The sequence below is a fragment of the Shewanella corallii genome, assembly GCF_023349125.1.
GTDB lineage: Bacteria > Pseudomonadota > Gammaproteobacteria > Enterobacterales > Shewanellaceae > Shewanella > Shewanella corallii.
The window spans coordinates 1-24,260 of the sequence record NZ_JAKIKT010000003.1 but is presented as its reverse complement, the minus strand read 5'-3'; the positions used below and the strand labels follow the sequence as shown (position 1 = coordinate 24,260).

Annotated in this window: 22 protein-coding genes; 18 read left to right on the top strand and 4 right to left on the bottom strand. The window is 52.3% G+C overall.

Annotated features, from left to right (window positions below):
• Window positions 1–1,008 carry an HlyD family secretion protein gene (locus L2725_RS09185; RefSeq protein WP_249248702.1) on the bottom strand — a complete coding sequence of 336 codons (1,008 nt, stop codon included), beginning with the start codon at window positions 1,006–1,008 and terminating at the stop codon, window positions 1–3.
• Window positions 1,009–1,224: 216 nt separating this feature from the next.
• Between L2725_RS09185 and L2725_RS09180 the strand changes: the two genes are divergently transcribed.
• Both L2725_RS09180 and L2725_RS09175 read left to right on the top strand, forming a co-directional pair.
• Window positions 1,225–1,830, top strand: a complete 606-nt coding sequence (locus tag L2725_RS09180) for a TetR/AcrR family transcriptional regulator (RefSeq protein ID WP_249248700.1) — start codon at window positions 1,225–1,227, stop codon at window positions 1,828–1,830.
• Between the two features lie 25 nt (window positions 1,831–1,855).
• A complete protein-coding gene (locus L2725_RS09175; protein WP_249248698.1) occupies window positions 1,856–2,455 on the top strand; it encodes a hypothetical protein in 600 nt (199 codons plus the stop codon).
• 44 nt (window positions 2,456–2,499) lie between these two features.
• Here the strand turns inward: L2725_RS09175 and L2725_RS09170 are convergent, their stop codons facing one another.
• Both L2725_RS09170 and L2725_RS09165 read right to left on the bottom strand, forming a co-directional pair.
• Window positions 2,500–4,947, bottom strand: coding sequence for an efflux RND transporter permease subunit (locus L2725_RS09170; RefSeq protein ID WP_249248696.1), 2,448 nt, complete (start codon window positions 4,945–4,947; stop codon window positions 2,500–2,502).
• A 1-nt stretch (window position 4,948) separates the two neighbouring features.
• A complete protein-coding gene (locus tag L2725_RS09165; RefSeq protein ID WP_249248695.1) occupies window positions 4,949–6,010 on the bottom strand; it encodes a WD40/YVTN/BNR-like repeat-containing protein in 1,062 nt (353 codons plus the stop codon).
• 383 nt (window positions 6,011–6,393) lie between these two features.
• On the opposite strand from L2725_RS09165, the gene L2725_RS09160 reads away from it, so the two are divergent.
• From L2725_RS09160 to L2725_RS09125, 8 genes are all read left to right on the top strand, one after another.
• Window positions 6,394–7,614, top strand: coding sequence for an acyl-CoA dehydrogenase family protein (locus L2725_RS09160; protein WP_249248694.1), 1,221 nt, complete (start codon window positions 6,394–6,396; stop codon window positions 7,612–7,614).
• 27 nt (window positions 7,615–7,641) lie between these two features.
• Window positions 7,642–8,685: a ferredoxin--NADP reductase gene (locus tag L2725_RS09155; protein WP_249248693.1), complete on the top strand. Its 1,044-nt coding sequence runs from the start codon at window positions 7,642–7,644 to the stop codon at window positions 8,683–8,685.
• Window positions 8,686–8,849: 164 nt separating this feature from the next.
• Window positions 8,850–9,632 carry an SDR family NAD(P)-dependent oxidoreductase gene (locus L2725_RS09150; protein ID WP_249248692.1) on the top strand — a complete coding sequence of 261 codons (783 nt, stop codon included), beginning with the start codon at window positions 8,850–8,852 and terminating at the stop codon, window positions 9,630–9,632.
• An 11-nt stretch (window positions 9,633–9,643) separates the two neighbouring features.
• On the top strand, window positions 9,644–10,744 hold the full coding sequence (locus L2725_RS09145; RefSeq protein WP_249248691.1) for an alkene reductase: 1,101 nt from the start codon (window positions 9,644–9,646) through the stop codon (window positions 10,742–10,744).
• A gap of 23 nt (window positions 10,745–10,767) precedes the next feature.
• Complete coding sequence (locus L2725_RS09140; protein ID WP_249248690.1) at window positions 10,768–11,517, top strand: electron transfer flavoprotein subunit beta/FixA family protein; 750 nt, start codon at window positions 10,768–10,770, stop codon at window positions 11,515–11,517.
• 27 nt (window positions 11,518–11,544) lie between these two features.
• The gene (locus L2725_RS09135) at window positions 11,545–12,498 is read left to right on the top strand and encodes an electron transfer flavoprotein subunit alpha/FixB family protein (RefSeq protein ID WP_249248689.1); all 954 of its coding nucleotides are present in this window, start codon (window positions 11,545–11,547) and stop codon (window positions 12,496–12,498) included.
• A gap of 92 nt (window positions 12,499–12,590) precedes the next feature.
• Window positions 12,591–13,763, top strand: a complete 1,173-nt coding sequence (locus L2725_RS09130) for a helix-turn-helix transcriptional regulator (protein ID WP_249248688.1) — start codon at window positions 12,591–12,593, stop codon at window positions 13,761–13,763.
• A 166-nt stretch (window positions 13,764–13,929) separates the two neighbouring features.
• Complete coding sequence (locus L2725_RS09125) at window positions 13,930–14,775, top strand: alpha/beta hydrolase (RefSeq protein WP_249248687.1); 846 nt, start codon at window positions 13,930–13,932, stop codon at window positions 14,773–14,775.
• A gap of 38 nt (window positions 14,776–14,813) precedes the next feature.
• On the opposite strand, the gene L2725_RS09120 is transcribed toward L2725_RS09125, so the two are convergent.
• Window positions 14,814–15,629 carry an enoyl-CoA hydratase gene (locus tag L2725_RS09120; RefSeq protein ID WP_249248685.1) on the bottom strand — a complete coding sequence of 272 codons (816 nt, stop codon included), beginning with the start codon at window positions 15,627–15,629 and terminating at the stop codon, window positions 14,814–14,816.
• Window positions 15,630–15,815: 186 nt separating this feature from the next.
• On the opposite strand from L2725_RS09120, the gene L2725_RS09115 reads away from it, so the two are divergent.
• From L2725_RS09115 to L2725_RS09080, 8 genes are all read left to right on the top strand, one after another.
• Window positions 15,816–16,586 (top strand): SDR family oxidoreductase, encoded by a 771-nt coding sequence (locus L2725_RS09115; RefSeq protein WP_428985283.1) that lies wholly within the window; start codon window positions 15,816–15,818, stop codon window positions 16,584–16,586.
• A 54-nt stretch (window positions 16,587–16,640) separates the two neighbouring features.
• Window positions 16,641–17,633, top strand: coding sequence for an OB-fold domain-containing protein (locus tag L2725_RS09110; RefSeq protein WP_249248681.1), 993 nt, complete (start codon window positions 16,641–16,643; stop codon window positions 17,631–17,633).
• An 8-nt stretch (window positions 17,634–17,641) separates the two neighbouring features.
• Window positions 17,642–18,754, top strand: a complete 1,113-nt coding sequence (locus L2725_RS09105) for an acyl-CoA dehydrogenase family protein (RefSeq protein ID WP_249248680.1) — start codon at window positions 17,642–17,644, stop codon at window positions 18,752–18,754.
• The gene (locus L2725_RS09100; RefSeq protein WP_249248679.1) at window positions 18,741–19,154 is read left to right on the top strand and encodes a MaoC family dehydratase; all 414 of its coding nucleotides are present in this window, start codon (window positions 18,741–18,743) and stop codon (window positions 19,152–19,154) included. The genes L2725_RS09105 and L2725_RS09100 overlap by 14 nt, the downstream gene beginning before the upstream one ends.
• A 13-nt stretch (window positions 19,155–19,167) precedes the next feature.
• A complete protein-coding gene (locus L2725_RS09095) occupies window positions 19,168–20,358 on the top strand; it encodes a lipid-transfer protein (RefSeq protein WP_249248678.1) in 1,191 nt (396 codons plus the stop codon).
• A gap of 9 nt (window positions 20,359–20,367) precedes the next feature.
• The gene (locus L2725_RS09090) at window positions 20,368–21,534 is read left to right on the top strand and encodes an acyl-CoA dehydrogenase family protein (protein WP_249248677.1); all 1,167 of its coding nucleotides are present in this window, start codon (window positions 20,368–20,370) and stop codon (window positions 21,532–21,534) included.
• 182 nt (window positions 21,535–21,716) lie between these two features.
• On the top strand, window positions 21,717–22,967 hold the full coding sequence (locus L2725_RS09085; RefSeq protein WP_249248676.1) for an acyl-CoA dehydrogenase family protein: 1,251 nt from the start codon (window positions 21,717–21,719) through the stop codon (window positions 22,965–22,967).
• Window positions 22,964–24,088 (top strand): acyl-CoA dehydrogenase family protein, encoded by a 1,125-nt coding sequence (locus L2725_RS09080; protein ID WP_249248675.1) that lies wholly within the window; start codon window positions 22,964–22,966, stop codon window positions 24,086–24,088. The genes L2725_RS09085 and L2725_RS09080 overlap by 4 nt, the downstream gene beginning before the upstream one ends.
• Window positions 24,089–24,260 lie beyond the last annotated feature (172 nt).

The following is a 24,260-nucleotide window of genomic DNA, read 5'->3' as shown; positions in this document are numbered from 1 at the left end:
CTATCCCCGGGTGACCACTGATACGTTGGCTGACAGACCAGGGTATACCTTGCCTTCAAGAGATTTCGGGATATCCAGAGTGATTTTTACCGGAACTCTTTGTACCACCTTTACAAAGTTACCCGTGGCATTTTGCGCCGGCATCATGCTGAACTGGGCACCGGTGGCCGGTGTGATTGACTCGACCTTGCCGGTAATGGGCTGATCAGGATAGATATCCAGCGCCAATTGGACTGATTGCCCTGGTTTCACCTCGGTCAATTGGGTTTCTTTAAAGTTGGCTTCAAGCCAGATGTTATCGGGGATTAAGGTGATCAGGCCCATGCCGGGTTGAACAAATTTGCCCACCTGAACCTGGCGGTTGGCAATAGTGCCACTGACAGGGGCGGTTACGACAGTGCGGCTCAACGCCAGTTCTGCCAAAGCGAGTTTTGACTGAGCCTGGTTTTTTTGTGCCGTTAATTGGTGCCTTTGGGCATTCAGGATATCTATTTCCTGTTTGGCTGCAGATAAAGCAATATTTGCCGTGTCCAATGCAGCTTTGGCCTCAACAGCACGGGTGCGCTGCAGATCGTATTGGGTTTGACTGATAGAATTGGTTTTCAGCAGAGCCTGATACCGTTTAAGCTCATTTTGCTGCAATTGATGCTGAGCATTCATGGCTTCAATCTGGCTTTGAGCCTGTTGCACCTTGAGCTTTTGCAGAGCCTGCTGGGTTTGATTGCTGATAAGTGCTGATTCCGCCACAGATAAGGCATCCTGTGCAATCTGCCGCTCGGCAATAAAGTCCGCATCATCGATGGTGAACAGGGGATCGCCGGCATTGACCTTTTGGTTGTCGCTGACCAATACCCTGGCTACCTGGCCCGAAACTTCAGGCGAGAGCAGGGTAATGTCGGCCTTTACATATGCATTGTCTGTGGTGACAACATCTTTGTGGTTCAAATACCAGTTGATCGCGGTGGCGGCAACACCCACCAAAAGCAAGCCAGGCAGTATGCGTTTCATTTAAGATTCCTGAAAAATACAAGGAGAGGGCCCGAATCCCTCGCTAAGCCAGAAGGATCCGGGCATGACTTGTCGGGAAGATCGCGATACTGTACCGTACAGTACGATAACGCGCAATGAGATCATTTTATCGGCTGTTCGCAACAGCGCATCTCTGTGCTTTGCCTTGCAGGTGATATTATGTGACGCAGCCAAATTACCGGAGACTTCATACAGATGCGGCCATCGACCATACAAAAGCGGCAAGCCATTATTGATACTGCGACCAGGTTGTTTTTGGAGCAGGGCTACCGTGATACCACGCTGGATCAGGTGGTCAGTATTACCGGCGGGTCTAAACAAACCATGTATAAGTACTTTGGAAACAAAGAGGGATTGTTTTTGGCTGTGCTCGAAAGCCATATGGAGAGCTTTGAGAAGATATTTGATTTTCAGGGTGAGGATGAAGCCGATATTGACTCTGTGCTTTGCCGGTTTGGGCGTCAGTATATTGAGGGGTTGTGTCAGGACCCGATTCTGGGGTTATACCGGGTAGTGCTGACTGAATTTCATCAGTACGAAAGCGAGATCGGCCAGATATTTTGGCGCAGCGGTCCTGCACGTATTCATCAGAACCTGGTGGCGTTTCTCACCAGTGCCCCTGTCAGTGAAAAACTGGCAATTACCGATGCCGATATAGCATGCTCGCAGTTGTTGGCTTTGTTGAGATTAGATCTCCAATCCAAGGCCACTCTGGGCCACAGGATGCCCGGCCAGGAGTGGCTGCAAGCGCATATTCGCCGTACGGTGGATACCTTTTACCGGATTTATAGCAAAGACTGACAGCGACTTTTGGCAGATGCAGTACATGAATCACCTGGATCCCAAGGCACTGGGCTACGCCAACGCCATCATCGTCATGCTTGAAGCTGGCATTGACGACTCCGCATCCTACCGCGAGCCCATCAACGGCGTGTTTTGTCACCTCTATGGGCATGTCACCAAAAACAATCAAAGGGCATTGGACAGGTACAAGAAATCTGCACCTTTATCAAAAGCGGCGGCACAGGCACCTGAACTGCCTAGAGTGTTCGAGCATATAGTGCCAATGGCGGTGATCTTTCAGGAGTTGCAAAAGCTGCAAACGAAGGACGGTAGGGCCAACACATCCAAGGATAGCGATCTATCAAGTGGCACCGACATATCAAATGCCACTGACATATCAAATGCCGAAGAGCGCCTGAATGCTGCCAGGGTGATTGAACTCATCGGCAGGCTTTATCATGTGCGTCAGGTCACCAAAGCCGAAGATGACAAACTCAGGGCTGCCGGTCTCAGGTATAGGATGCCGGAAGGCTATTATCAGCCCCACCACCCACTTTACCTGGATGTTGAAGCCAGGCATAAATGGGTAGGGATTGAAGCGGCGCTATGCATGTCTGGTTTAAATGAAAAAGCCGCGCTCTAGTGAATTCCGCGCGGCTTTGTTTTTATGCAATTGACACAGCAGGGCTAATTTCCGCCTTCACGGGCTAGTTCAGGTGTTACGGTACCGGCACTAGTATCACTTGTGTCTGCACTCTTGCTGGATTTCTCTTTACTCAGTCTCACCGCACCCACATCAAAAATACAGGCCAGTGCCGGCAGCAGGAAGATGGCGCCGAGTACGTTTACCAGGAACATAAAGGCCAGCAGTATGCCCATATCTGCCTGGAACTTGAGAGCCGAGAAGGCCCAGGTGCCCACACCAATAGACATGGTCACTGCGGTAAATACTGCGGCTGTGCCACGGCTTTGCATCGCTTCATAGAAGGCCTGGCGCAGTGGGGTGCCTCTGTTCAGCGCATGTTGCATGCGTTCATAGATATAGATGCCATAATCCACACCTACGCCAACGCCCAGGGCGATTACCGGCAGGGTAGCTACCTTAAGACCGATCCCCAGCAGGGCCATCAGGGCATTACACAGGATACACACCAGCACCAAAGGCAGGATGACACAGAGTACCGCTTTGATAGAGCGGAAGGTCAGCCAGCACAAGAGGCTGATGGCACCGAAGATGGAGATAAGCATCTGTACTTCAGCTTTTTCCACGGCCTGGTTGGTGGCAGTGGCCACGCCGGCGTTGCCCCCAAGCAGACGGAAGTTGGCGTCGGTCAGCTGCTCATTATCAATAAAATTAAGGATCTCGCCTTCCACATGCTTTAGTGTCGCATCCTGATGGTCCTCCAGATACACCATCATATTAATGGTTTTACAGCCGTTATCATTCATACCCAACTGAGGATGAGCGGCGTGAGAGCCAGCGACCAGCGACTGTTCGCTGCGTTGCAGCGTACGCCACAGCGGGTTACCTTCGTTATTGCCGGAGACATAAAGTTTAGCCATACCCGCGGTAGTGGTAACAGACTGCACGCCATCGACCCCGCGCATATGGAAATCAAAGCGGTCAACCGCGTTCATTATCTCCCAATCCAGACAGGCTTCTTCACGATTACGGGTTTCGACGTAAACCGACAGCACATCCATACCAATAGAATAGTCATTGACTATGGTGTCGTTATCCAGGTTGTAGCGGGAGTCTGCGCGCAGTTCAGGCACACCGGTACCCACATCACCGGTCAGCAGCGATCGTGACTGCCAGGTACCCAATGCCAACAATAACAACATCACTGTGATTGAGATTTTGGCTGGCCCCGGCGTTGCCAGTGCCGACAGTTTCCACCACAGATTGTGTTTGTTGTTGTCATTGTCCTGTTCGTGCTGCTTCTCATGCCTAAGCGCCATCTGTTCAAGCTTAAGGTGTGACAGCACAATCGGCATAAACATCTTATTGGTCATAATCATCAGAGCAACACCCAGGCACGCGGTAACACCGAGCTCATGCACAATAGGAATGTCGATCACCATGATCACCATAAAACCAAGGGCGTTGGCGAGCAGGGCAACAGTGCCCGGAATGGCCAGGCGACGAAACGCATTGGCGGCTGCTTTTTCCGGGTCATGATTTTCAAGTACATCCAGCTTCCAGGCGTTGGTCATCTGCACAGCATGGGAAACGCCGATGGAGAAGATAAGGAAGGGCACCAGCACCGACATTGGGTCGATGCCGTAGCCAATCAGGGGCAAAATGCCAAGCAGCCAGATAACCGGCAGCAAAGCAACCGTGATGGCCAGCAGAGTGAGCTTGATAGACAGGCTGTAGTGCCACAGCAGCAGCAGAGTAATGATAAAGGCTACCAGGAAAAACAGCAGCACTGTCTCCAGGCCATCCATTACGTCTCCCATCACCTTGGCGAAGCCGATAATTTGAATATCAACGCCGGCACCTGAAAGATCTGAGCGGATCTTCTCCAGATGCTTGGCAACTTCCGCGTAGTCGGTTTTCTCACCCGTCTCCGGGTTTATATCCAAGAGCTCTGCCTGCACCATGGCTGACTTGAGATCATTGGCCACCAGGTTGCCCACCTGACCGGATTTGGCAACATTACTGCGTACCTGGGCCAGGCCCTCTTTATCTGCAGTAAAGCGAGAGGGGATCACCACATCGCCCATAAAGCCAAATTCAGTGACCTCCATATAGCGCACTTCGGGGGAGAACAGTGATCGCACTGTTACCCGGTTAACGCCAGGCGTAAAGAACACCTCATCGGTGGCTGTGCGAAGACGGCTGAGAAACTCTGGGTTATAGATGTCGCCCTCACCATTCCAGCTCAGGCTAATCATGATGCGGTTGGTCCCGGTGAACTTGGCGCTGTGGTCCATAAACGCCTGCATGTATGGGTGCTCAACCGGAATAAGTTTGGTAAAGCCCGGGTCAAAGCGGGTCTGGGTTGCGGTATAACCAAGCAATATGGTCAGCAACATAAACATCACGCCCAGAGGTTTACGCCAGCTGATAAGCCAGTGTGCAATATTGTCGACTAGGAGCTGGGTTCTGCTGGGTTGAAATTGATTCATATCATACTCCTGCTTTCTCAGCTTTTGCGGTTGGCTTTATGGCGTCCTGGGTATTTTTGTGGGTGTCCATTGTTGTGTTTTGCTTTGAACTATTTTGACTGGAGTTGGATGTGAGCCCATGAGTGAGCAGGCCCTTATCACTTGCAAGTAGTAATTCATCCAATCCAAGAGGATGGATATCTGTAATGGCCAGGCGGCCGCCACGACGAATAATGTTAAAGCTATCTCCCTGGTTTCGGGTGCTGATGACAAAGCCGCCTTGTCCACCCAACAGCAGTTCGCCATCAGGCATTACTTCATGGGTAAACAGGGAGACCGGGATATTGAAGTTGAGGCGTTGCCAGTTATGGCCATTATCATCTGAACGGAAAATGTTGCCGCGCATGCCGTACACCAACCAACGTTCTCCACCCAGATGCAGGCCGCCGTAAAAGGAGCCATCATAAAAAGGGTCAACGGTTTGCCAGTTGTCCCCACTATCGTCGGAACGCAGCAAGGTACCGGCTTCACCCGCCAGCAGCCAGGTTTGACCATCTTTTCCAGGAATCATGCTGTTCAGGTGCCAATCCAGGCCTTGAGGTGGCGGCAGATCCTGCCAGCTGGACCCGCTATCAGATGATTTTCGGTAGTAGCCAAAGGCCCCAGAAGTGAGCCAATCACCATCAGCTTGTTTTTCCAGTGATAATAAAGGCGTGCTACCAAACTCACCAAAGCTGATCTCATTCCAGCTCTCACCACCATCCTGAGTTTTCAATATCCAGCCTTCATGACCAATAGCCAGACCATGGTCGTTATCGGAGAAACGGACTCGGGTGATTAGTGCATTGCGCTGATTATCGATGCTGGCAGCTTGCCATGATTTACCCTGATCTTTGGAAATCAGGATATGTCCTAACTCTCCTGCAGCAATAATACCCGCTGAACCTGAGTGCAGACTGGTGATATTCATATTGTCCACCGGGATACGGGTGGGGGCGAGTGGGGCTGAATGACGGGGCGAGAAGGCGAAAACGCCTGCAGCCGCCACCGCCAAAGAGATCCCTATGGCCAGTGTTGTTCGCATAACACCTCCCCTGTGTTGCTCAGGTCAAACCTGAGGTTTGCAATAGTCTTGTTGTGCCAAAGAACCGGGCTCATCTGGCTTGTTTTTATTATTGCCTGTCATCAGGCGTGCCCCTATTCAAAGGAGACTTAAGCTGTTTGGCTCTGGTCGCAACCTTCTATGGGTCTTGGGCTCATTATTCCGCCTTCACCCGGTGCAACATCGTCCAAACGGACAGGAGGGATTTTTAGGGGGGGTAGTTAACGTAAAGGTTAGGCGTTTAGGCGCTTCAGCCGCGTTAGTCCATTTTGACGATGAGTGACTTGAGGGGCTGTGAAATTCTCGGAAGCATCCAAAAAGCAAGACAATCCACGCCACAGACGGGGTGGACCAAGGAGAGCAATATGGGAATTCAGCTGGATAATGTGGCCCTGTCGACCACGGAAGAGTATCTCAATGATGTGGCGCTGGAATTGATTGCCAAGGCTAAAGCGCTGGTGCCTGAGCTGCGTGAGCGTGCTGCTCAAACAGAAAGGGAAGGCAAGGTGCCTGAGGCTAATGTTAAAGCGATCGCTGATGCCGGATTATTCCGTATCCTGCAACCTCAGCGTTGGGGCGGCTATGAGCTGGATCCACGTGTGTTTTACCGGGTGCAGATGATTCTTGCCAGCGGCTGTATGTCCACTGCTTGGATCTATGGGGTGATTGGTGTGCACAACTGGCAGTTGCCTTTGTTTCCCGAAAAAGCGCAGCAGGATGTGTGGTCAGCTGATGACTCTACCCTGATTGCTTCTACCTATATGCCAACAGGTAAGGCAGAGAAGGTTGAAGGTGGCTATAAGTTCAACGGTCGCTGGGGTTTCTCCAGTGGCTGTGAGCATTGTGAGTGGATTTTCCTCGGCGGCATGTTGCCCAAAGAGGAGGGTGGTGATGAGTTGGAGCATGTCACTTTTCTGCTTCCCAAGTCAGACTTCAAGATTGAAAAGAATTGGGACGTCCATGGGTTACTGGGGACAGGAAGCCACGACATAGCGGTGGAAAATGCCTTTGTACCTGAGCACAGAACTCAGCGTACCAACAATCACTCAGATAACGGGTGTCCCGGCCGTGAGACCAACCCGGGCTGGCTGTATCGAATTCCCTTTACTCAGGTGTTCCAGCGTGCTGTATCGTCGGCTTGTATTGGTGCACTGGACGGCGCCATTGAAGAGTTTCGAGCTCGCGCCGGTGCCCACGTGGGTAAACATGGCTCCAAGACTGCGGAAGATCCCAATGCTCAGATGGCAGTGACTCAAGCCATGATAGAGGCTGATCAGCTCAAACTGGTGCTAATCCGCAACTATGGCCGCATCGTCGACTCTATCCGCAATGACGACCCCATGTCTGTCGAAGAGAGATTGCTGCAGCGAGCCCAGGCCAGTCGTGTGCCCAAGATTTGTGCCGAAAGAGTGGATGACCTGCTGCGTGCCTGCGCTGCATCCGGCCTGTATCGGGGAAACCCCATCGAACGGGTCTTCCGTGACATTAATCAGGCCCGGGGCCATATCGCTAATAATACCGATGCGTACGCCCGTGCCCATGGCGGCGTTATGCTGGGTCTGCCCAATATGGATCCCTTTGTATAAGCACGGAAATCGCGATAAGGAGGTTCCATGTCGTCCAGATATCACAGCTTGAAAGTTGTTGAGGTGATTGAGGAAACCCATGATGCGAAATCATTGATCTTCGATGTGCCTCCTGAACTTGTAGAGTCATATCGATATGCCAGCGGTCAGTTCCTGACCTTTCGCATTGCACAGGGCAAAGAGCAATTGCTGCGGTGTTACTCAATGTCGTCCAGCCCGGAACTTGATAAAGGGTTAAGGGTGACGATCAAAAGAGTGGAAGGAGGCAGGGTTTCAAATTACCTGTGTGACACAGTCCGGGTTGGTGATCTTCTTGAGGTGATGCGTCCTGCCGGGGTGTTTGTACCCAAAAGCCAGGATGAAGATCTTTTGCTTTGCGCCGGTGGCAGTGGGGTAACACCTGTGTTTTCCATACTGCAAACCGCGTTGGCCAAAGGACGGGGTAAAGTCCGCTTTATCTATGCCAACCGCGATGAGGCCTCTGTCATTTTTGCCGAGCGATTGAGGCAATTGGCACAGGAGTATCCAAAGCGTCTCCAGTTAATTCACCTGCTGGATAGTCTAAATGGCATTCCTTCAATGGAGTTGCTCAGTTCGCTGGCCAAGCCATTGTTGCACGGCAGAGCTTTTATTTGCGGGCCTGGGCCTTTTATGGATGCTATGGAAACGGCGCTGAAACAAAATGGCATGCCATCATCGAAAGTTCATGTAGAGCGTTTTGTGTCTTTGCCGGACGAAAGTGTGGGAGCCCCAAATGATCAGCCATCCCAGGGGCCTGCAAAAGCCGCTGCGGTAGACCAGGCGATTGCTGTGGTTGAGCTGGATGGGCAGACTCATGAAATCCCCTGGGCAGGTGGTGAAACCTTGCTGGATGCTGCTGAAAAGATCGGGCTGGAGTTGCCATACTCCTGTCGCAGTGGCATGTGCGCCAGCTGTATGTGTGAAGTCAAAGAGGGCAACGTCGATCTGCTGATCAATGATGTACTTGATGAAAGAGATCTGAAAAACAACCTGACCTTAAGCTGTCAGGCCGTGCCGCTGACGGAAAAAGTGCATATCCGCTATACCTGACACCATTGAATATTTGTCAATGCCAATCAAGCCCCTTAGCCGGGGCTTTTTATTACCTCCATTTCAATCTTGATTGCCGTTAGTCCCTCTGGACGATGGCTTCAGGCGTCTGCTTTTTTAACTTGGTTCAATCAATAACCAAGCCTGCTGGCTGGAGGTCAACCATGAATAATCAAATACAACAGCGTTTGGCGGGCAAGACCGCATTTATAACCGGTGGCGGTACAGGCATAGGTGCAGCCACAGCCCACAGATTGGCGGCTGAAGGTGCCACCGTCGTGATTTGTGGCCGCCGTGCCCAGGTGCTGGATGACACTGTCGCTGAAATTGAGGCTCTGGGGGGCAAGGCAGCGGCTTTGGTTGCAGATGTCAGCGACGAGCGCGCGCTTGTAGGTGCCATGCTGAAAGCTGCTGATGATTTCGATGGCCTGGATATCATGGTCAATAACGCCATGGCTTTTACCTGGGGCTCGATTGAAGAGATGAGCACAGAGGACTGGCACGCCAATTTTAAAACCTCGGTCGATGGTACTTTCTGGGGCACCCGCACCGCCATGAAGCTAATGAAAGGCAAGGGCGGCGCGATTATCAATATTTCCTCTATCTGTGGCGAGCTGGGGACACCCTGGATGTCAGGTTACTCAGCCTCCAAAGCCGCGGTAAATAACTTCTCCCGTGCAGCTGCGGCAGAGGGCGCGGCTGATAATATCCGGGTTAATTGTGTCGTACCCGCTGTAGTGGAAACCCCGGCAACCGCTGGCATGCTGTCCGATGATTCTGCCCGCCGTAATACTGAGACGCTGATCCCCATGGGACGGGTTGGTAAGCCCGATGAACTGGCCGCGGCGATTGCATTTCTCGCCAGTGATGACGCCTCCTACATTACCGGTGTGAGTCTGCCTGTCGATGGTGGTCGCAGCGCTGTGCTGATCACCGCATTGGATTAAAGGAGCAGTTTATGAAGCCAGGTACTGAGGCTGTTCATTCCCCTTTATTATCACTCTTCCAGCTGGGTGAGCTAAAGCTCAAAAACCGCATCGTGATGGCCCCTATGACCCGCAACCGCGCTGATGATAAGGGTGTGCCCACTGCTGCCATGGTGAAGCACTACGGCGACAGAGCATCTGCAGGTTTGATTGTTGCAGAAGGAACCTGGCCAAGTCGCGAAGGTCAGGCATATAACCGCCAGCCTGGTATTGAGAATGCGAGTCAGATAGAGGGGTGGCGCAAGGTGACGGATGCAGTTCATCAACAGGATGGTTTGATTTCATTGCAAATCATGCATTCAGGTCGAATTGGCAGTCACCATATCAAAGGGGTTGATGTAGACCATATTGCCCCCAGTGAGATCCGTGCCAGCGGTGAAATTTACACCGATGCTGCAGGTATGCAGCCCTTTGACACCCCAAGAGCCCTTTCAACTCAGGAGGTTTGGCAGCAGGTCGATATTCATCGCCAGGCCGCTAAAAACGCGAAATTGGCTGGATTTGATGCAGTTGAACTTCATTGCACCAGTGGTTACCTGCCGATGCAGTTTCTCTGTTCAGATAGCAACCAAAGAGACGATGAGTTTGGTGGTAGTGTCACAGCACGTGCCCGGTTTGCTTATGAATGTTTAAAGGGGATGTGTGAGGTCATGGGGCCAGGGCGTGTTGGTATCAGGCTCAATCCTGGCAACACCTTTAATGACACCAATGACGCCAACCCGGAGCAAAGCCATCGAGTGCTGCTTGAGATGGCCGCTGAACTACCTCTGGCCTATGTCCACATCATGAGATCGCCTGTTCCGGGATTGGATGCTTTTGCCATGGCGCAAACAGCCTGGCAAGGCGGCATTATCGTCAATGACAACTTCAATCCCCTGACAGGCGGGGAGGCGGTGCGAGCTGGTAAAGGTGATGCGGTGTCCTTTGCCCGTCACTTTATTGCCAATCCAGACCTGGTGGCACGGGTACGTGATGGTGCAGAGCTTGCTCGTTTTGATCGCAAGACTCTCTATACCCCGGGAGACAAAGGCTATAACGATTACCCGAAACTTGAATTGGAAGTAGAGGCCTGAAGGCCCAGCAAGAGGACAAGTGTATGAAGATTTTAGTCCCGGTAAAGCGGGTAGTGGATCACAACGTTAAAGTGAGAGTGAAGTCGGACGGTTCTGGTGTGGACCTGGACAATGTGAAGATGTCCATTAATCCCTTTGACGAAATAGCCGTAGAGGAAGCGGTGCGTTTAAAGGAAGCAGGCAGCGCATCTGAAGTGGTTGTGGTAAGCCTGGGCGGAAAAGGGTGCCAGGAGACCTTGCGCACTGCGTTGGCGGTGGGTGCTGACCGCGCTATTCATATTGACGCTGAAGATGGTGTTGAACCTTTGGCCGTTTCTAAATGCCTGAAGCAGGTTGTCAGCCGGGAGGATCCTGAGCTGGTGATTATGGGCAAACAGGCGATTGATGATGACTGCAATCAAACAGGTCAAATGCTGTCAGCCTTGTTGGGCTGGTCTCAGGGAACCTTTGCATCAGAACTTAAGCTCAATGGCGATAAAGCCACTGTAACCCGGGAAATTGACGGTGGCCTGGAAACGCTGGAGCTGGCGATGCCGGCGGTCATCACCTGTGATCTGCGCCTGAACGAACCCAGATATGCCTCTTTACCCAACATTATGAAGGCCAAGCGTAAGCCGATGGAGCAGATCCCTGTATCTGAACTCGGGGTGGATATCACACCAAGAATTCAGCCTGTGAAGTTTGCAGCGCCAGCACCCAGAAGCGGCGGAATGAAAGTGGCTGATGTCGCCGAGTTGGTTGAGAAACTGCGCAGTGAAGCACGCGTGCTCTGATGGCAAAGGATTGTAAGGAGAGATGAAATGAGAATTCTGGTCATAGCTGAGCAGGAAAATGGCAGCTTGGTGGAAACTTCGCTGAACGCAATAAATGCAGCACAAAAATTGGCCGCCAGTCATGGTTCTGCGGCAATCGACGTGCTGGCTGCCGGGCACAACACTGATGCATTGGCAGCAGAGTGTGCGGCAGTGGCTGGCGTTGATGAGGTGATACAGGTCGACGCGCCACAATATGCTGCGTCTCTTGCTGAAAATATCACTACTTTGGTTGTGGAATTAGTCAGAACCCGTGATTATCAGGCAGTGATTTGTGCCAGTACCAGCGTAGGAAAGAACATATCCCCCCGTATTGCAGCCCTGTTGGATGTTGCCCAGGTTTCTGATGTTACAGAGATTATTGGGGTTGGAACTTATATCAGACCTATATATGCTGGTAACATCATGTTAACGTGCGAGTCTGCTGAGCCGGTACAGGTTCTGACCGTTCGTCCAACTGCTTTTGATAAAGCAGACCTGGGTGGCAGCGCGACTGTTACACGTCTTGATGCCGGCGAGGATGCCGGACTGTCCAGCCTGTTGGGGCGTGAACTCAGCAAGTCAGACCGTCCGGTGTTGAGCAGTGCGCCCATAGTGGTGTCCGGTGGACGTGGTATGGGCAGTGGCGATAACTATCAGCGCTTGCTGGAACCCCTGGCTGACAAATTGGGTGCGGCTTTGGGGGCATCACGGGCAGCTGTCGATGCAGGCTTTGTACCCAATGACTATCAGGTTGGACAAACCGGAAAGATAGTCGCGCCGGAGCTTTATCTGGCGGTGGGTATATCAGGTGCTATCCAGCATCTGGCAGGTATGAGCGACGCCAAGGTGATTGTGGCTATCAATAAAGATCCGGATGCTCCGATATTTCAGGTGGCAGACTATGGTCTTGAAGGTGACCTCAATGAATTGGTGCCAGAGCTGACCGAGTGCCTCGCTTAAGCAGCGTCTTGCACAAACATGATGATTTGCCGCAGCAGTGCAGGACCGCTGCGGTTGCCTATCCTTGCAGACAATAATAACAGGGGGATGCTTTGGCAGATATCAACATGGACCTTGAGCGTTATAATGGCCTCATTGAAAAAATCTATGACGCAGCCAGGGATAAAATCAGTTGGGCAGAGCCACTGGAAGAATTCCGGAATCTGTTCAGCGCAAACTTTGTGACGCTAATCCTTAAACAGCCGGCTCAGGACGATGAGGAGGACCTCGGTCTGATGATCGCTGTTGGGGGAAATCTAAATGGCAAAGGCAGGGTTCAATACCTGCCATATCGCCACAACCTAACGCCTTTCGCTGATCAACGACCCGATCAGGTTTTCACTGTCGATGACCTGATGGACGAAAGCGAGTGGCGGGAAAGCTCCTATCGTAAGCATTGGTGCGAAGCCAATGACGTCTACCACGTGATGGCGGTGGATATCTCAGCGCCGGAAGTGGGCAGCCTCAGATTCCGTATCACGCGCCCGCAAGATTCTGAAAACTTCAGCTCTGAACAAAAAGCTCTGTGTCAGTTTCTGGTACCTCACCTGAAACGGGCGTTGGCAATTCACCTGGAACTGGATCGAAGCCATTCCATTGGCTCTATGTTCTCTCAGGCCATTGGTCGACTGTCTATCGCCACAGTGCAGATAGATGAGTCAGGTCGAATCCTGGAACAGAACGTATTTGCCAAGGAGATCCTGGAAGAAGCCGATGGCTTACAGGTAGTCGCCGGTAAGCTGACTGCAACCTATGCCAGCGATAACCGGGAACTCAAGCAGCTGATTAAAGGCGCTTTTGAGCGAGCCAAAGAGAACAATAATGCAATTTTGCCGGAAGCTATGTCGGTCACCAGACCTTCTGGTGAGGTAAATCTGGGGATTGTGATTGAAGTGGTTCCTACACCAGTTTGGGCTGAGAACAAGGGGCAGAGCAAAGCGGTGGTCTATATCCGTGATTCTGTAGCCAAGTCTCAGGCATCCAGTGATGTGGCCAAAAAACTGTTTGGCCTGACACCGGCAGAAACCGCGCTGTCTTTGCAGTTGGCCAATGGTTTGTCTTTGGAGGAGGCGGCAGAGGCGTTGAATATTCGCCGTAACACTGCCAGAGCACATTTGAGAGCTATCTTCTCCAAGACAGGTGTTCGTCGCCAAACTGAGCTGGTACGTATTTTCCTCAATAGTGTGGCTCCGTTGAGTTATACAGACAGTCAGCCACCGAGGTAAACGTCGTCAGTTAAAAGCCGGTAGTGATACCGGCTTTTTTGTGAAAGTAATTCACTAGATACCCACTTTGGATAGATGGATGCGTCTCAAAGTTATATTAGGTGGGCATCTTTGGTTCAAATATTTTCAATACAGCCTTTAATGTGACGCCCGGGGAGGAACCGACATGATAAATTTATTACGCTTACCAGTCGCGTTGGTTTGGCTCCTTGCGAGTGTACCTGTCATTGCAAAAGACGCATTTCAGATCCCCCGCAGTGAGGTGATTGAGCTTGAAGACCTCAGCAGTAAAAGAACCTATCCAGCGTTTATCAAACTCCCGAAATCCTACCAATCTGATGCCGATAAACATTACCCGGTAATCTATCTGACCGACGGAGCTTATAGCTTTCAAATCGCTTCAGGGGCTACCCGGTTCCCGATGAATTCAGGGCAGATGGATGAAGCAATTCTGATAGCCCTATCATATTCCAAAGGGTCAAAAGGGGCTGAAAGCAGGATAAGAGACTATACGCCCACCAAGGCAGCTGACTGGAAGCGGGAAACAGGTGACGCAAAGCGGCATGCAGAATTTATCAAAAATGTTCTGATCCCACATGTAGAGAGGAATTATCGAACCAATCCAAACAGGCGCACTTTTGTCGGCAACTCTTTGGGAGGTTTGTTTGGTGCGTATATCTTGTTCTCTCAACCTGAATTGTTCAGCAGTTATCTGCTTGGCAGTCCATCAGTTTGGTTTAACAAAGATCAAATATTGTCATCAAAGGTGGAAAAACCTGACGTGCCTGTAAAGGTTTATCTCTCTGTCGGCAGTAGAGAAACTCCTGAGTTTGGATTAAACAACGATATGATAAAGGGCGCAGGCAGACTCGCTGACAAGATCAAATTAGAGCTGGGGAACAAAGTCAGCTTGCAATACAGGGTTATCGAAGGGGCAACCCATGCCACAGCTTTTCCCACAACGCTTATCCAAGGGCTTGATTGGATATATGGCGTTCCACAAACCAACTGATTGGCAGCAAGGCGGATCACTGCTGCCAGAGTTTAATCTTATTCTCCTTTAAATTCGGGATAGCGCTTTTCCAAAAATGCCGTCATGCCTTCTCGCTTATCCCGGGTCGCAAACAATAATGCGTTAGCTTTTCGCTCGAGTGCCATGGCAGAATCCAGTGACGCGTCCATACCGGCTAAAATCACTTCTTTGATCTGCTCCGCGGCCAGCGGTGGCATGCGGGCGATACGCTTTGCGGCAACCAAAGCGTTCATCAGGACGTCTTCATCTTTACATACCTCGCTCACCAGGCCTGCTACCCAGGCTTCATTGGCACTAATCGGGCGGCCGGTAAGTGCCATGCTCATGGCTTTGGTTTTGCCGACAGCGCGCACCAGGCGCTGTGTTCCGCCAATGCCCGGCATAATGCCGATGGCGATTTCAGGTTGGCAAAAGCTTGCGCTTTCCCCTGCGATCAGAATATCGGCATGCATCGCCAGTTCGCAGCCCCCGCCAAAGGCGTAACCACAAATTGCTGCAATTACCGGCTTGGGGCATTTCTCAATAGGTGCCCATAATCGTTCGGTATGACGCTTATAGATCTCGATGGGATCGGCATCCACCAGACCGGTGATATCGCCGCCAGCCGCAAATACCTTATCGCCTCCGGTCAGAACGATACAACGTACGCTGTCATCCTGAGACAGGATCTCAAAGTGTTTGGCCAGACAATGTTGAAGTTCAAGACTGAGAGCATTGGTGGCATCAGGCCGATTCAGGGTCAGCAGGGCGATACCGGGCTCGGGAAAGCTCAGGAGTACAGTCTGGCTTTCAGGGTAATTCTCACTCTGGCTTTGGCTGACGTTTGTGTTCATGGGAAAAGGTCCTGTTTTTTCATCTGACTCCATTCTCTGTTTCACCCAATTTCTCTCATCGTCCATTCAGACGAAGATGGGTTTGCCCACATCAGCCCAGAATGTGAAACATCGAAAAAAGCCGAAGCTTAACCGGCAGCCCAGATGCTGATCTATCTCCGTCAGGGCGATTGAGGGAACACAATGATGAAGCTTAATTATCAAGACAAGGTGGTGCTGGTTACCGGCGGCACCAAGGGTATCGGAGCCGGTATCGCACAGGAGTATCTGAGTGCAGGCGCAAAAGTCGTGGTTTGTGGGCGTAAGGCGCCGGACACACTGCCACAGTGCGATGGCAATAGCGCGGTGTTCGTTGCCTGTGATGTGCGGGATCTTAACTCTATTGATGAGATGTTTAATTTCATCGAGCAGGAGTTTGGCCGGCTTGACGTATTGGTCAATAACGCCGGAGGCAGTCCATTTGCCATGGCGGATACCGTCTCACCTCGTTTTCACGAAAGCATTTTACGCCTGAACCTGATCGCTCCGCTGAATGTGGCTCAACGAGCCAACCAGTTGATGCAAACTCAGGAGCAGGGCAGTTCGACCATCTTTATTGGCAGTATCAGCGCGCTGCGAGCATCTCCGGGTACTGCAGCTTATGGTGCGGCTAAAGCCGGCATCCTTTCGCTGGTGCAATCCCTGGCGGTGGAGTGGGCCCCAAAAGTGCGGGTGACCGCTGTTAGCCCTGGCCTGGTAAAAACCGAGCAATCCTATCTGCACTATGGCGATGACGAAGGCATTGCCGCTGTCAGCAAAACTATCCCCGCTGGTCGTATGGCTGAACCCGAAGATATCGGCAAAGCCTGCGTATACCTGTCTTCAGAGCATTGTCTGTATGCCAGTGGTTGCAACTTACTACTTAATGGCGGCGGTGAAATGCCGGCGTTTTTGTCAGCTTCAGGCGCCAACGAATAACCGCATTAAAAATTAAAGATGAGGACGCACGTCCATAAACTCAGGAGAAACACCTTGGCAGATTATGAATGGTTAAAACCGATACGCGAGATGGTAGGCCGTGAGTACGGTCGCATCATCGCCTGGGACGAAGTGAATCCTGCCATGGTGAGGCAGTGGTGCGAAGTGATGGGTGTGGAAAATCCTCTTTATACAGATGCTGAATATGCCCATCAGAGTGAGTTTGGGGAACTGGTGGCTCCGCCATCCATGTTGCAAAGCTGGTGTGAAGCGGGCTTTTATCGTGACAGCTATGCGCCGGGTTCTACAGAGGACAACCCTTATACCGTACTTAAGCTTATCGAAGCTGAAGGCTATCCATCTGTAGTCGCGGTCAACTCTGAATTGACCTTTGAGCGTTACGTCAAAATGGGGGAAAAGCTGTATTACACCACCCGCTTTGATGCCATCAGCGAAGAGAAGGTGACTGCCCTGGGGACCGGATTTTTTGTCACCCTGATCATGAGTTACTTCTCTATCAATGACAGCGGCGAAGATGACAAAGTCGGTGAGCTGCTGTTCCGGGTGTTCAAGTTCAAGCCCGCCAATCCGGTTGCCAGGCCGGAGAAGACAGAGTCCGGTCTGCCAAAAATCAAACGTCCCAAGCCGGGGATAAGTGACGATACCCGCTTTTTCTGGGAAGGCTGTGAGCAGGGTGAGCTGCGTATTCAACATTGTAAGGCCTGCGACAAGCTGCAACACCCGCCAGCGCCAGTATGCATGTATTGCCACTCCTTCGAGCTCGATTATCAGCTTGCCAGTGGTAAAGGTCAGCTCTACTCCTTTGTCGTGATGCACTATCCCGAAGTCCCTCCATTTGATCATCCAAACCCCATTGGCCTTATCGAGCTGGAAGAGGGCGTTCGTCTGTCTGCGCAGCTGATTGATGTTGACAAAGATCAGTTGCAGATTGGCATGGCACTGGAGGTGCGTTTCGAAACTTTCGATGACGAGATGACATTGCCCTTGTTCGCGCCGGTATCGGCTGCAGCGGAATCACTGACTTAGGAGGCGACATGGATTTTGCTTTAAACGAGGAGCAGCGCGCCATAGAAGAGATGGCAACCAGCCTGTTTCATGACACCTGCAGCGATGATTTTCTGCGGGAGTTTGTTGAGCGTGGGGACACCTCAATGGACGACCTTTGGGCCTCCTGTATCGAGACTGGACTGCATTCTTTGTACATCCCGGAAAGCGCAGGCGGCAGTGGCCTGGGCATGACTGAGTTGATGCTGGTATTGCAGGCTCAGGGCAGCGCACTGGGTTTGGTGCCTTTATGGCGCCATCAGTTAGCGGCAACGGTTATTGCTGAATATGGCGATGAAGCCCTGATGCCCACAGTGCTGGCCGCCGCAGAAGGGGGGAACCTCCTGAGCGTGGCAGATCCCGCTTCATCCCCGATTTCGGCGAAGTGGCAGGGCGAGAGTCTACTAGTGAGTGGCAAAGTGCATGCGCTGGCCGAAGCGAATAACGCCGAGACGGCCGTTATCAAGGTAAACCTGGATGGTGAGATCCGCTTGTTGGCCCTGCAAATTGCGACTGATGGGGTCACCTTAATTGAAGGTGTGATGACCCAGGGTGAGAAGGTCGCTGATGTTGAATGCAAACAGGTCACAGTTCCGGCGGTTAATTTGCTAGCTGCAGACGCGAGCGCCTGGCTGCAGCCAAGGGCCATAGCCGCACTGTGCGCCCAACAACTTGGGATCAGTGAACATCAACTCAAACGCACCGTTGAATATATCTCTGAGCGCCGCCAGTTCGAGCGTCAGATTGGGGCCTTTCAGGCGGTACAGATGACCATGGCAGATTGCCGTATGGCACTGGAAGCACTGCGCTCCAGCCTGTGGCAACTGGTATACCGCTTGGATGCGGGCCTTGGCTGCGATTCAGAAGCGCTGGCGACCGCATTTCAGGCCAGTGATGCTGGCCACCTTATCGGCCATAAAGCTCAGCACGTACATGGCGGTTTTGGCGTCGACATCACTTACCCCATTCACAGATACCTCTACTGGAGCCGGGCAATTCGTCTGGCACTGGGGGGCAGTGGTGACACTTTGGCACAGCTGGGCGACTGGCTGAACGATAACGATAAGCTTGGATGGAAGTATGACCTCGATGAAAACCATTAATTTCAATGACACCAATCCGGGCGACAAACTGCCGGAGTTGGAAATCCCTGTCACAGTAGCCCTGATCACAGGTGGCGCTATTGCTACCCGTGACTACTTTCCGGGACATCATGATAAAGATGCGGCCCAGGAGCTGGGGTCACCCCATGTATTTATGAACATCCTGACCACCAATGCGCTGGTGCAACGTTTTGTAGAGAAATGGGCGGGTCCACAGGCCAGATTCAAGGATCTTAAGATCAAGCTGGGTGTGCCCAACTACCCGGGTGACACCATGAAGCTGATGGGTGAGGTAACAGACAAGGATGAGGTCAGCCAAACTGTCACGGTAGCGCTGGCAGGAAAGAACTCCATGGGCACCCATGTGAGCGGTACGGTCAGCCTGACGCTGCCGGTCTAAGGGAGAATAGCCAATGACAAGTGCAATGGAAAAAAATATCAGTGGTCAGGCAGCAATTGTGGGGCTGGGCGCGACTGAGTTCTCCAAAAACTCAGGACGGACTGAACTTAAGCTGGCGATGGAAGCAACACTGGCAGCCCTTAAAGATGCGGGCATAGATCCGGCTGACGTCGATGGTTTCTGCAGCTATTCAGTGGACAAGGTGCCTGAGTATGAGATCGCCCGTCTGCTGGGTTGTAAAGAGGTAAAGTTCTTCTCTCAGATCCCCCACGGCGGAGGTGCCGCCTGTGCGCCGATTATGCATGCTGCGATGGCGGTCGCGTCAGGTGTGGCTAAAACCGTAGTGGTCTATCGGGCAATGAATGAGCGTTCCTGGTACCGCTTTGGTGCGGGCAGCTATGGCTTTGCTTCAACGCCCATTTTCGAGAACGTTAACTACGGTTGGTACATGCCCCATGGCTTCCATACGCCTGCGGCCTGGGTAGGCATGTTTGCTCAGCGCTATATGCATGAATATGGCGCAACATCGGAAGATTTTGGCCGTGTGGCTGTGGCAGCCCGAGACTTTGCTTCTACCAATCCTCAGGCTTTCTTTTATGAACGCCCTATTACCCTGGAAGAACATCAGAAGTCCCGCTGGATTTGTGAGCCGCTGCATCTGTTGGATTGCTGTCAGGAGTCAGATGGTGCTGTAGCCATGGTGATCACCTCTACCGAGCGAGCCAATGAGTTGTCAGTCAAGCCTGTAGTGATTAAAGCCGGTGCTCAGGGTATCGCAGAAGGGCAGCAAATTATGACCTCCTACTATCGTGACGACATCACTGGCCTGCCGGAAATGGGCGTTGTGGCCCGTGAGCTCTACAAGCAGTCAGGGTTGACGCCGGATGATTTCCAGACCGCCATTATTTACGACCACTTTACCCCGTTTGTATTGCCGCAGCTGGAAGAGTTTGGTTTTGCTGACAGAGGCAAGGCCAAGGAGTTTATCCGTGCAGGCCATCACGCCCGTGGCGGCAAGTTGCCTATCAATACCCATGGCGGTCAGATAGGTGAGGCCTACATTCATGGTATGAACGGAGTGGCTGAGGCGGTTCGTCAGGTTCGCGGCACTGCGGTCAATCAGGTGGACAATGTTCGTAATGTGCTGGTCACTGCCGGTACTGGTGTGCCCACCAGTGGTTTGATTCTGGGTAGCGCAGATTAAGGAGGCGGTATGTTTGTTGATTTAACGCCAGAGCAGCATCAGCTGCGTCTTAAAGTCAGAGATTATTTTACCTCTTTGATGACCCCTGAGCTCAAGTCCAGCCTGCGGGGCAAAGAGGGTGGTGATGAATTTCGCTCTGTGATCCGCCAGATGGGTAAAGATGGTTGGCTGGCCGTCGGTTGGCCCAAGGAATTTGGTGGTCAGGGCTATAAAGCCACAGAGCAGCTGATCTTCTTTGAAGAGGCCAATATTGCCGGTGCGCCACTGCCTTTTGTCACCATCAGTACCGTCGGCCCATCTTTGATGACTTACGGTACAGATCTGCAGAAGGAGAAGTTCCTGCCTGGGATCGCCCGGGGCGAAATTAACTTCGCCATTGGTTATTCAGAGCCGGATGCCGGTTCAGATTTGGCAACCTTAAAAACCTCGGCCAAAGACAATGGTGACCACTTCCTGGTCAACGGCAATAAGCTGTGGACCTCTGGCGCGGAAAGTGCGGATTACATCTGGCTCGCGGCCAGAACGGATGCGGATCTTCCCCGCCATAAAGGGGTTTCCATCATGATTCTGGACACTCAGGAAGAGGGCTTCTCTCATACCGTTATCCCGACCTGCTCCAACCCCACAGCGGCGACCTATTACGACAATGTCAAAGTGCCTAAAGAGATGTTGGTGGGTGAGCTTAATGGCGGCTGGAAGCTGATCACAGCTCAGCTTAACCATGAGCGTCTGGGACTGGGTTCCTGGTCAGATAAAGTCGCAGGTTTGTATCGCAAGGTGCTGTTGTGGGCCAAGGCCCGTGACGAGCAGGGCAAGCGCGCCATGGACAAGCCCTGGGTGCGCTCGGCCATGGCTGAATGCTATTCCCGCCTGGAAGCCATGCGTCTGATTAACTTCCGCATCGCGGCAGATCTTGAACAAGGTCAGATGGATGTGGCGCTGGCGTCCATTACCAAGGTGTATGGCAGTGAGTCTGCCGTTGAGATCCTGCGCAAGTTGCAGGATGTGGTTGGCGCCAATGGCATGATCCGCGAGGGCAGTGCTGCCGCCTTGCTGGGTGGCGAACTGGAATATGAGGTGCGCGCCTCTGTCACCCTGACTTTCGGTGGCGGCACCAATGAGATCCAGCGTGAGCTTATCGCCCAGTTTGGCCTGGGACTGCCCAGAGCCAGATAAAGGCTAAGAGTGAGATAACAGCCTTGAGCCAGATAGAAGGCTAAGAGCGAGATAAAAAGCCCAGAGTCAGATAGAAGGCCCAGTGCCATATAACCATCGCCCGTTATTGGTTGGCTAAAGATAGCGGGCGAAAACAAAGAACACTGTACAGTCGGCATCTCAGTCCGGCGAAGGAGAGCAGGATGAGCGAAATCGACAGCTTTCGCACTGAAGTGAAACAGTGGCTTGAGGACAACTGTCCTCAGTCCCTGCGTACACCAATGAGTGATGATGAGATGATCTGGGGCGGCAGTCATGTCCAGTTTAATACCCAGGATCAGCGTGTTTGGTTTGAGCGGATGCGCGACAAAGGTTGGTTTGCGCCGGCCTGGCCTGTTGACGTTGGGGGCGGCGGATTAACACCGTCTCAGGAAGCGGTACTGGAAAAAGAGATGATGAAGCTGGGCTGCCGTCCACCTCAGATCAACCTGGGGATCTGGATGCTGGGGCCTGTGGTACTGGAATATGGCACCCATGAGCAAAAGCAGCGTCTGCTTGGCCCTATGTGCCGTGGAGAGGTGCGTTGGTGTCAGGGCTTCAGTGAGCCCAATGCCGGCTCTGATCTGGCGGGTATTCGCACCAGTGCTGTGGATATGGGCGATCACTATCTGGTCAATGGCTCTAAAATCTGGACCTCTTACGGTGATAAGTCTGATGCCATGTACGCCCTGGTGCGAACCGATGCCAATGCACTCAAGCATCAGGGGATCTCCCTGCTGGTGTTGGATATGCACGCTGAGGGGGTAACGGTAGCGCCTATCGATCTTATCAGCGGTAAGTCCACTTTCTGTGAAGTCTTCTTCGATAACGTCAAAGTGCCCAAAGACAATTTGATTGGCGAACTCAACGGCGGATGGGCACTGGCCAAGAAGTTGCTGCAACATGAACGTAGTGCCATGTCCAAATTTGGTCAGTTCTGCTTGCCCACCCATTTCAGCCTGATGTCTCTGGTGAAAGATTATCTGCCTATGGCAGAAGAGGGCGAAGCTGCTTCTGATATCGCGCTGCGTCAGCGTGCAATGGCGGCTGAGATGGATGAAATCGCCTACAACCTGACAGTGCAACGTATGGGCGAAGAGGTTCGTGCCGGTAAGAATGTATTTGGCACCATGTCGATTATGAAACTGGTGCACACCGAGCAGGAAAAACAAAAGTTTGAGCTTTTGCTGCATGCCATGGGGTATCGGGCGCTGGGTAACCTTTCGTTGGCAGGCGAAGGCTGTGAATATTCTGCACAGGAACTCAAACTGACCAAGGCCTGGCTTAATGGCTTTACCCAAACCATTGCCGGTGGCTCATCAGAAGTTCAGCTGAATGTGATCGCCAAGCGGGTATTGGAGTTACCTGAAACCAAAATCCCAACTCAGCCACAGGCGAAAGGAGGTGCTCAATGAGCATGGTGTACTCTCAGGATGAGCAGATGCTGGCGGATACGGCCGCTGAATTTCTGGCGGCGCAAAGTCCGGTTTCGGCGCAGCGTAAACTCAGAGACGAGCAGGTGACGTTGGGGTTCGACGCCCAGATCTGGCAGACCATGGCAGAACTGGGGTGGGGCGCCATTCCTTTCCCTGAGGCTAAAGGTGGGCTGGAGTTTGGCTACAAAGGTATGGGCGCGGTGTTTCAGGAGCTGGGCAGGCATCTGTCTGCCTCGCCCATGCTGTCATCTGTGGTTTTGTGTGGCAGTTTGATTGAGAAGCTGGGCAGCGAGGCGCAGCAGGACAGCTGGCTCAATGCCTTGATGTATGGTGAGCAGCGCATGGCGCTGGCGCTGGAGGAGCATCACAGATTTGATCTTGACCGTATTGCTAGCGCTGCAGCAAAGTCCGGTGAGGGATATCAGCTGACAGGTACCAAGGCTTTGGTATTTGATGGTCTGGAGGCCGATGCCTATCTGGTGGCGGCTCGCTTTCCCCAGTCAAACCGTCTTGGGCTGTTTATTGTCAATGCCAACGCTGCAGGCCTGAATGTCCGAAATACCGGTTTGGTGGACTCCCGCAATAACGCAGCCCTTGAGCTGATGCAGGTCAATGCTGAGCTTCTGGGCTCAGGTGAAGAGGTAAAGGCGCTTCTTGAGCAAGTGATAGACAGCGCAAGAGCTTGTCTGGCTGCAGAGATGCTTGGCGCCTGCGAAGCCCTGTTTCAGATGACAACAGATTACCTGAAGACCCGAAAGCAGTTCGATGTGCAGATAGGGACCTTCCAGGCATTGCAGCACAGAGCGGCGGCATGCTTTGTCGAGTTGGAGCTGGCGAAGAGTGCAGTTATCAACGCTCTGGCGGCCATCGACAAGGCCCCCGGCAGCAAAGAGACAGCTTCCGCTATCGCCCTGGCTAAATGGAAAGTCGGGGTAATGGCTGACAAGGTCACGGGTGAAGCGGTGCAGATGCATGGCGGGATCGGTGTGACAGATGAGCTGGATGTAGGGCTATACCTCAAGCGCATTCGAGTTGCGCAAATGGCACTGGGTGACAGCGACTATATGGTCAGCCGCTATCACCAATTGACTCAGGAGTGAGCCTGAGCAGGAAAGCTGCCTGAGCTTGGTAGTTTTTGGCCGAAAAGAAACAAAAGAAGCAAGGGTCTGTTGACCTTTCATGGTTGAATTTTGCTCGAGATAGACGCGCTTTAATCGCGACGCAAGGTGTGCCGCCTAGTGGGCCTAAGCAAATACCTTGCAACAAAGAGTA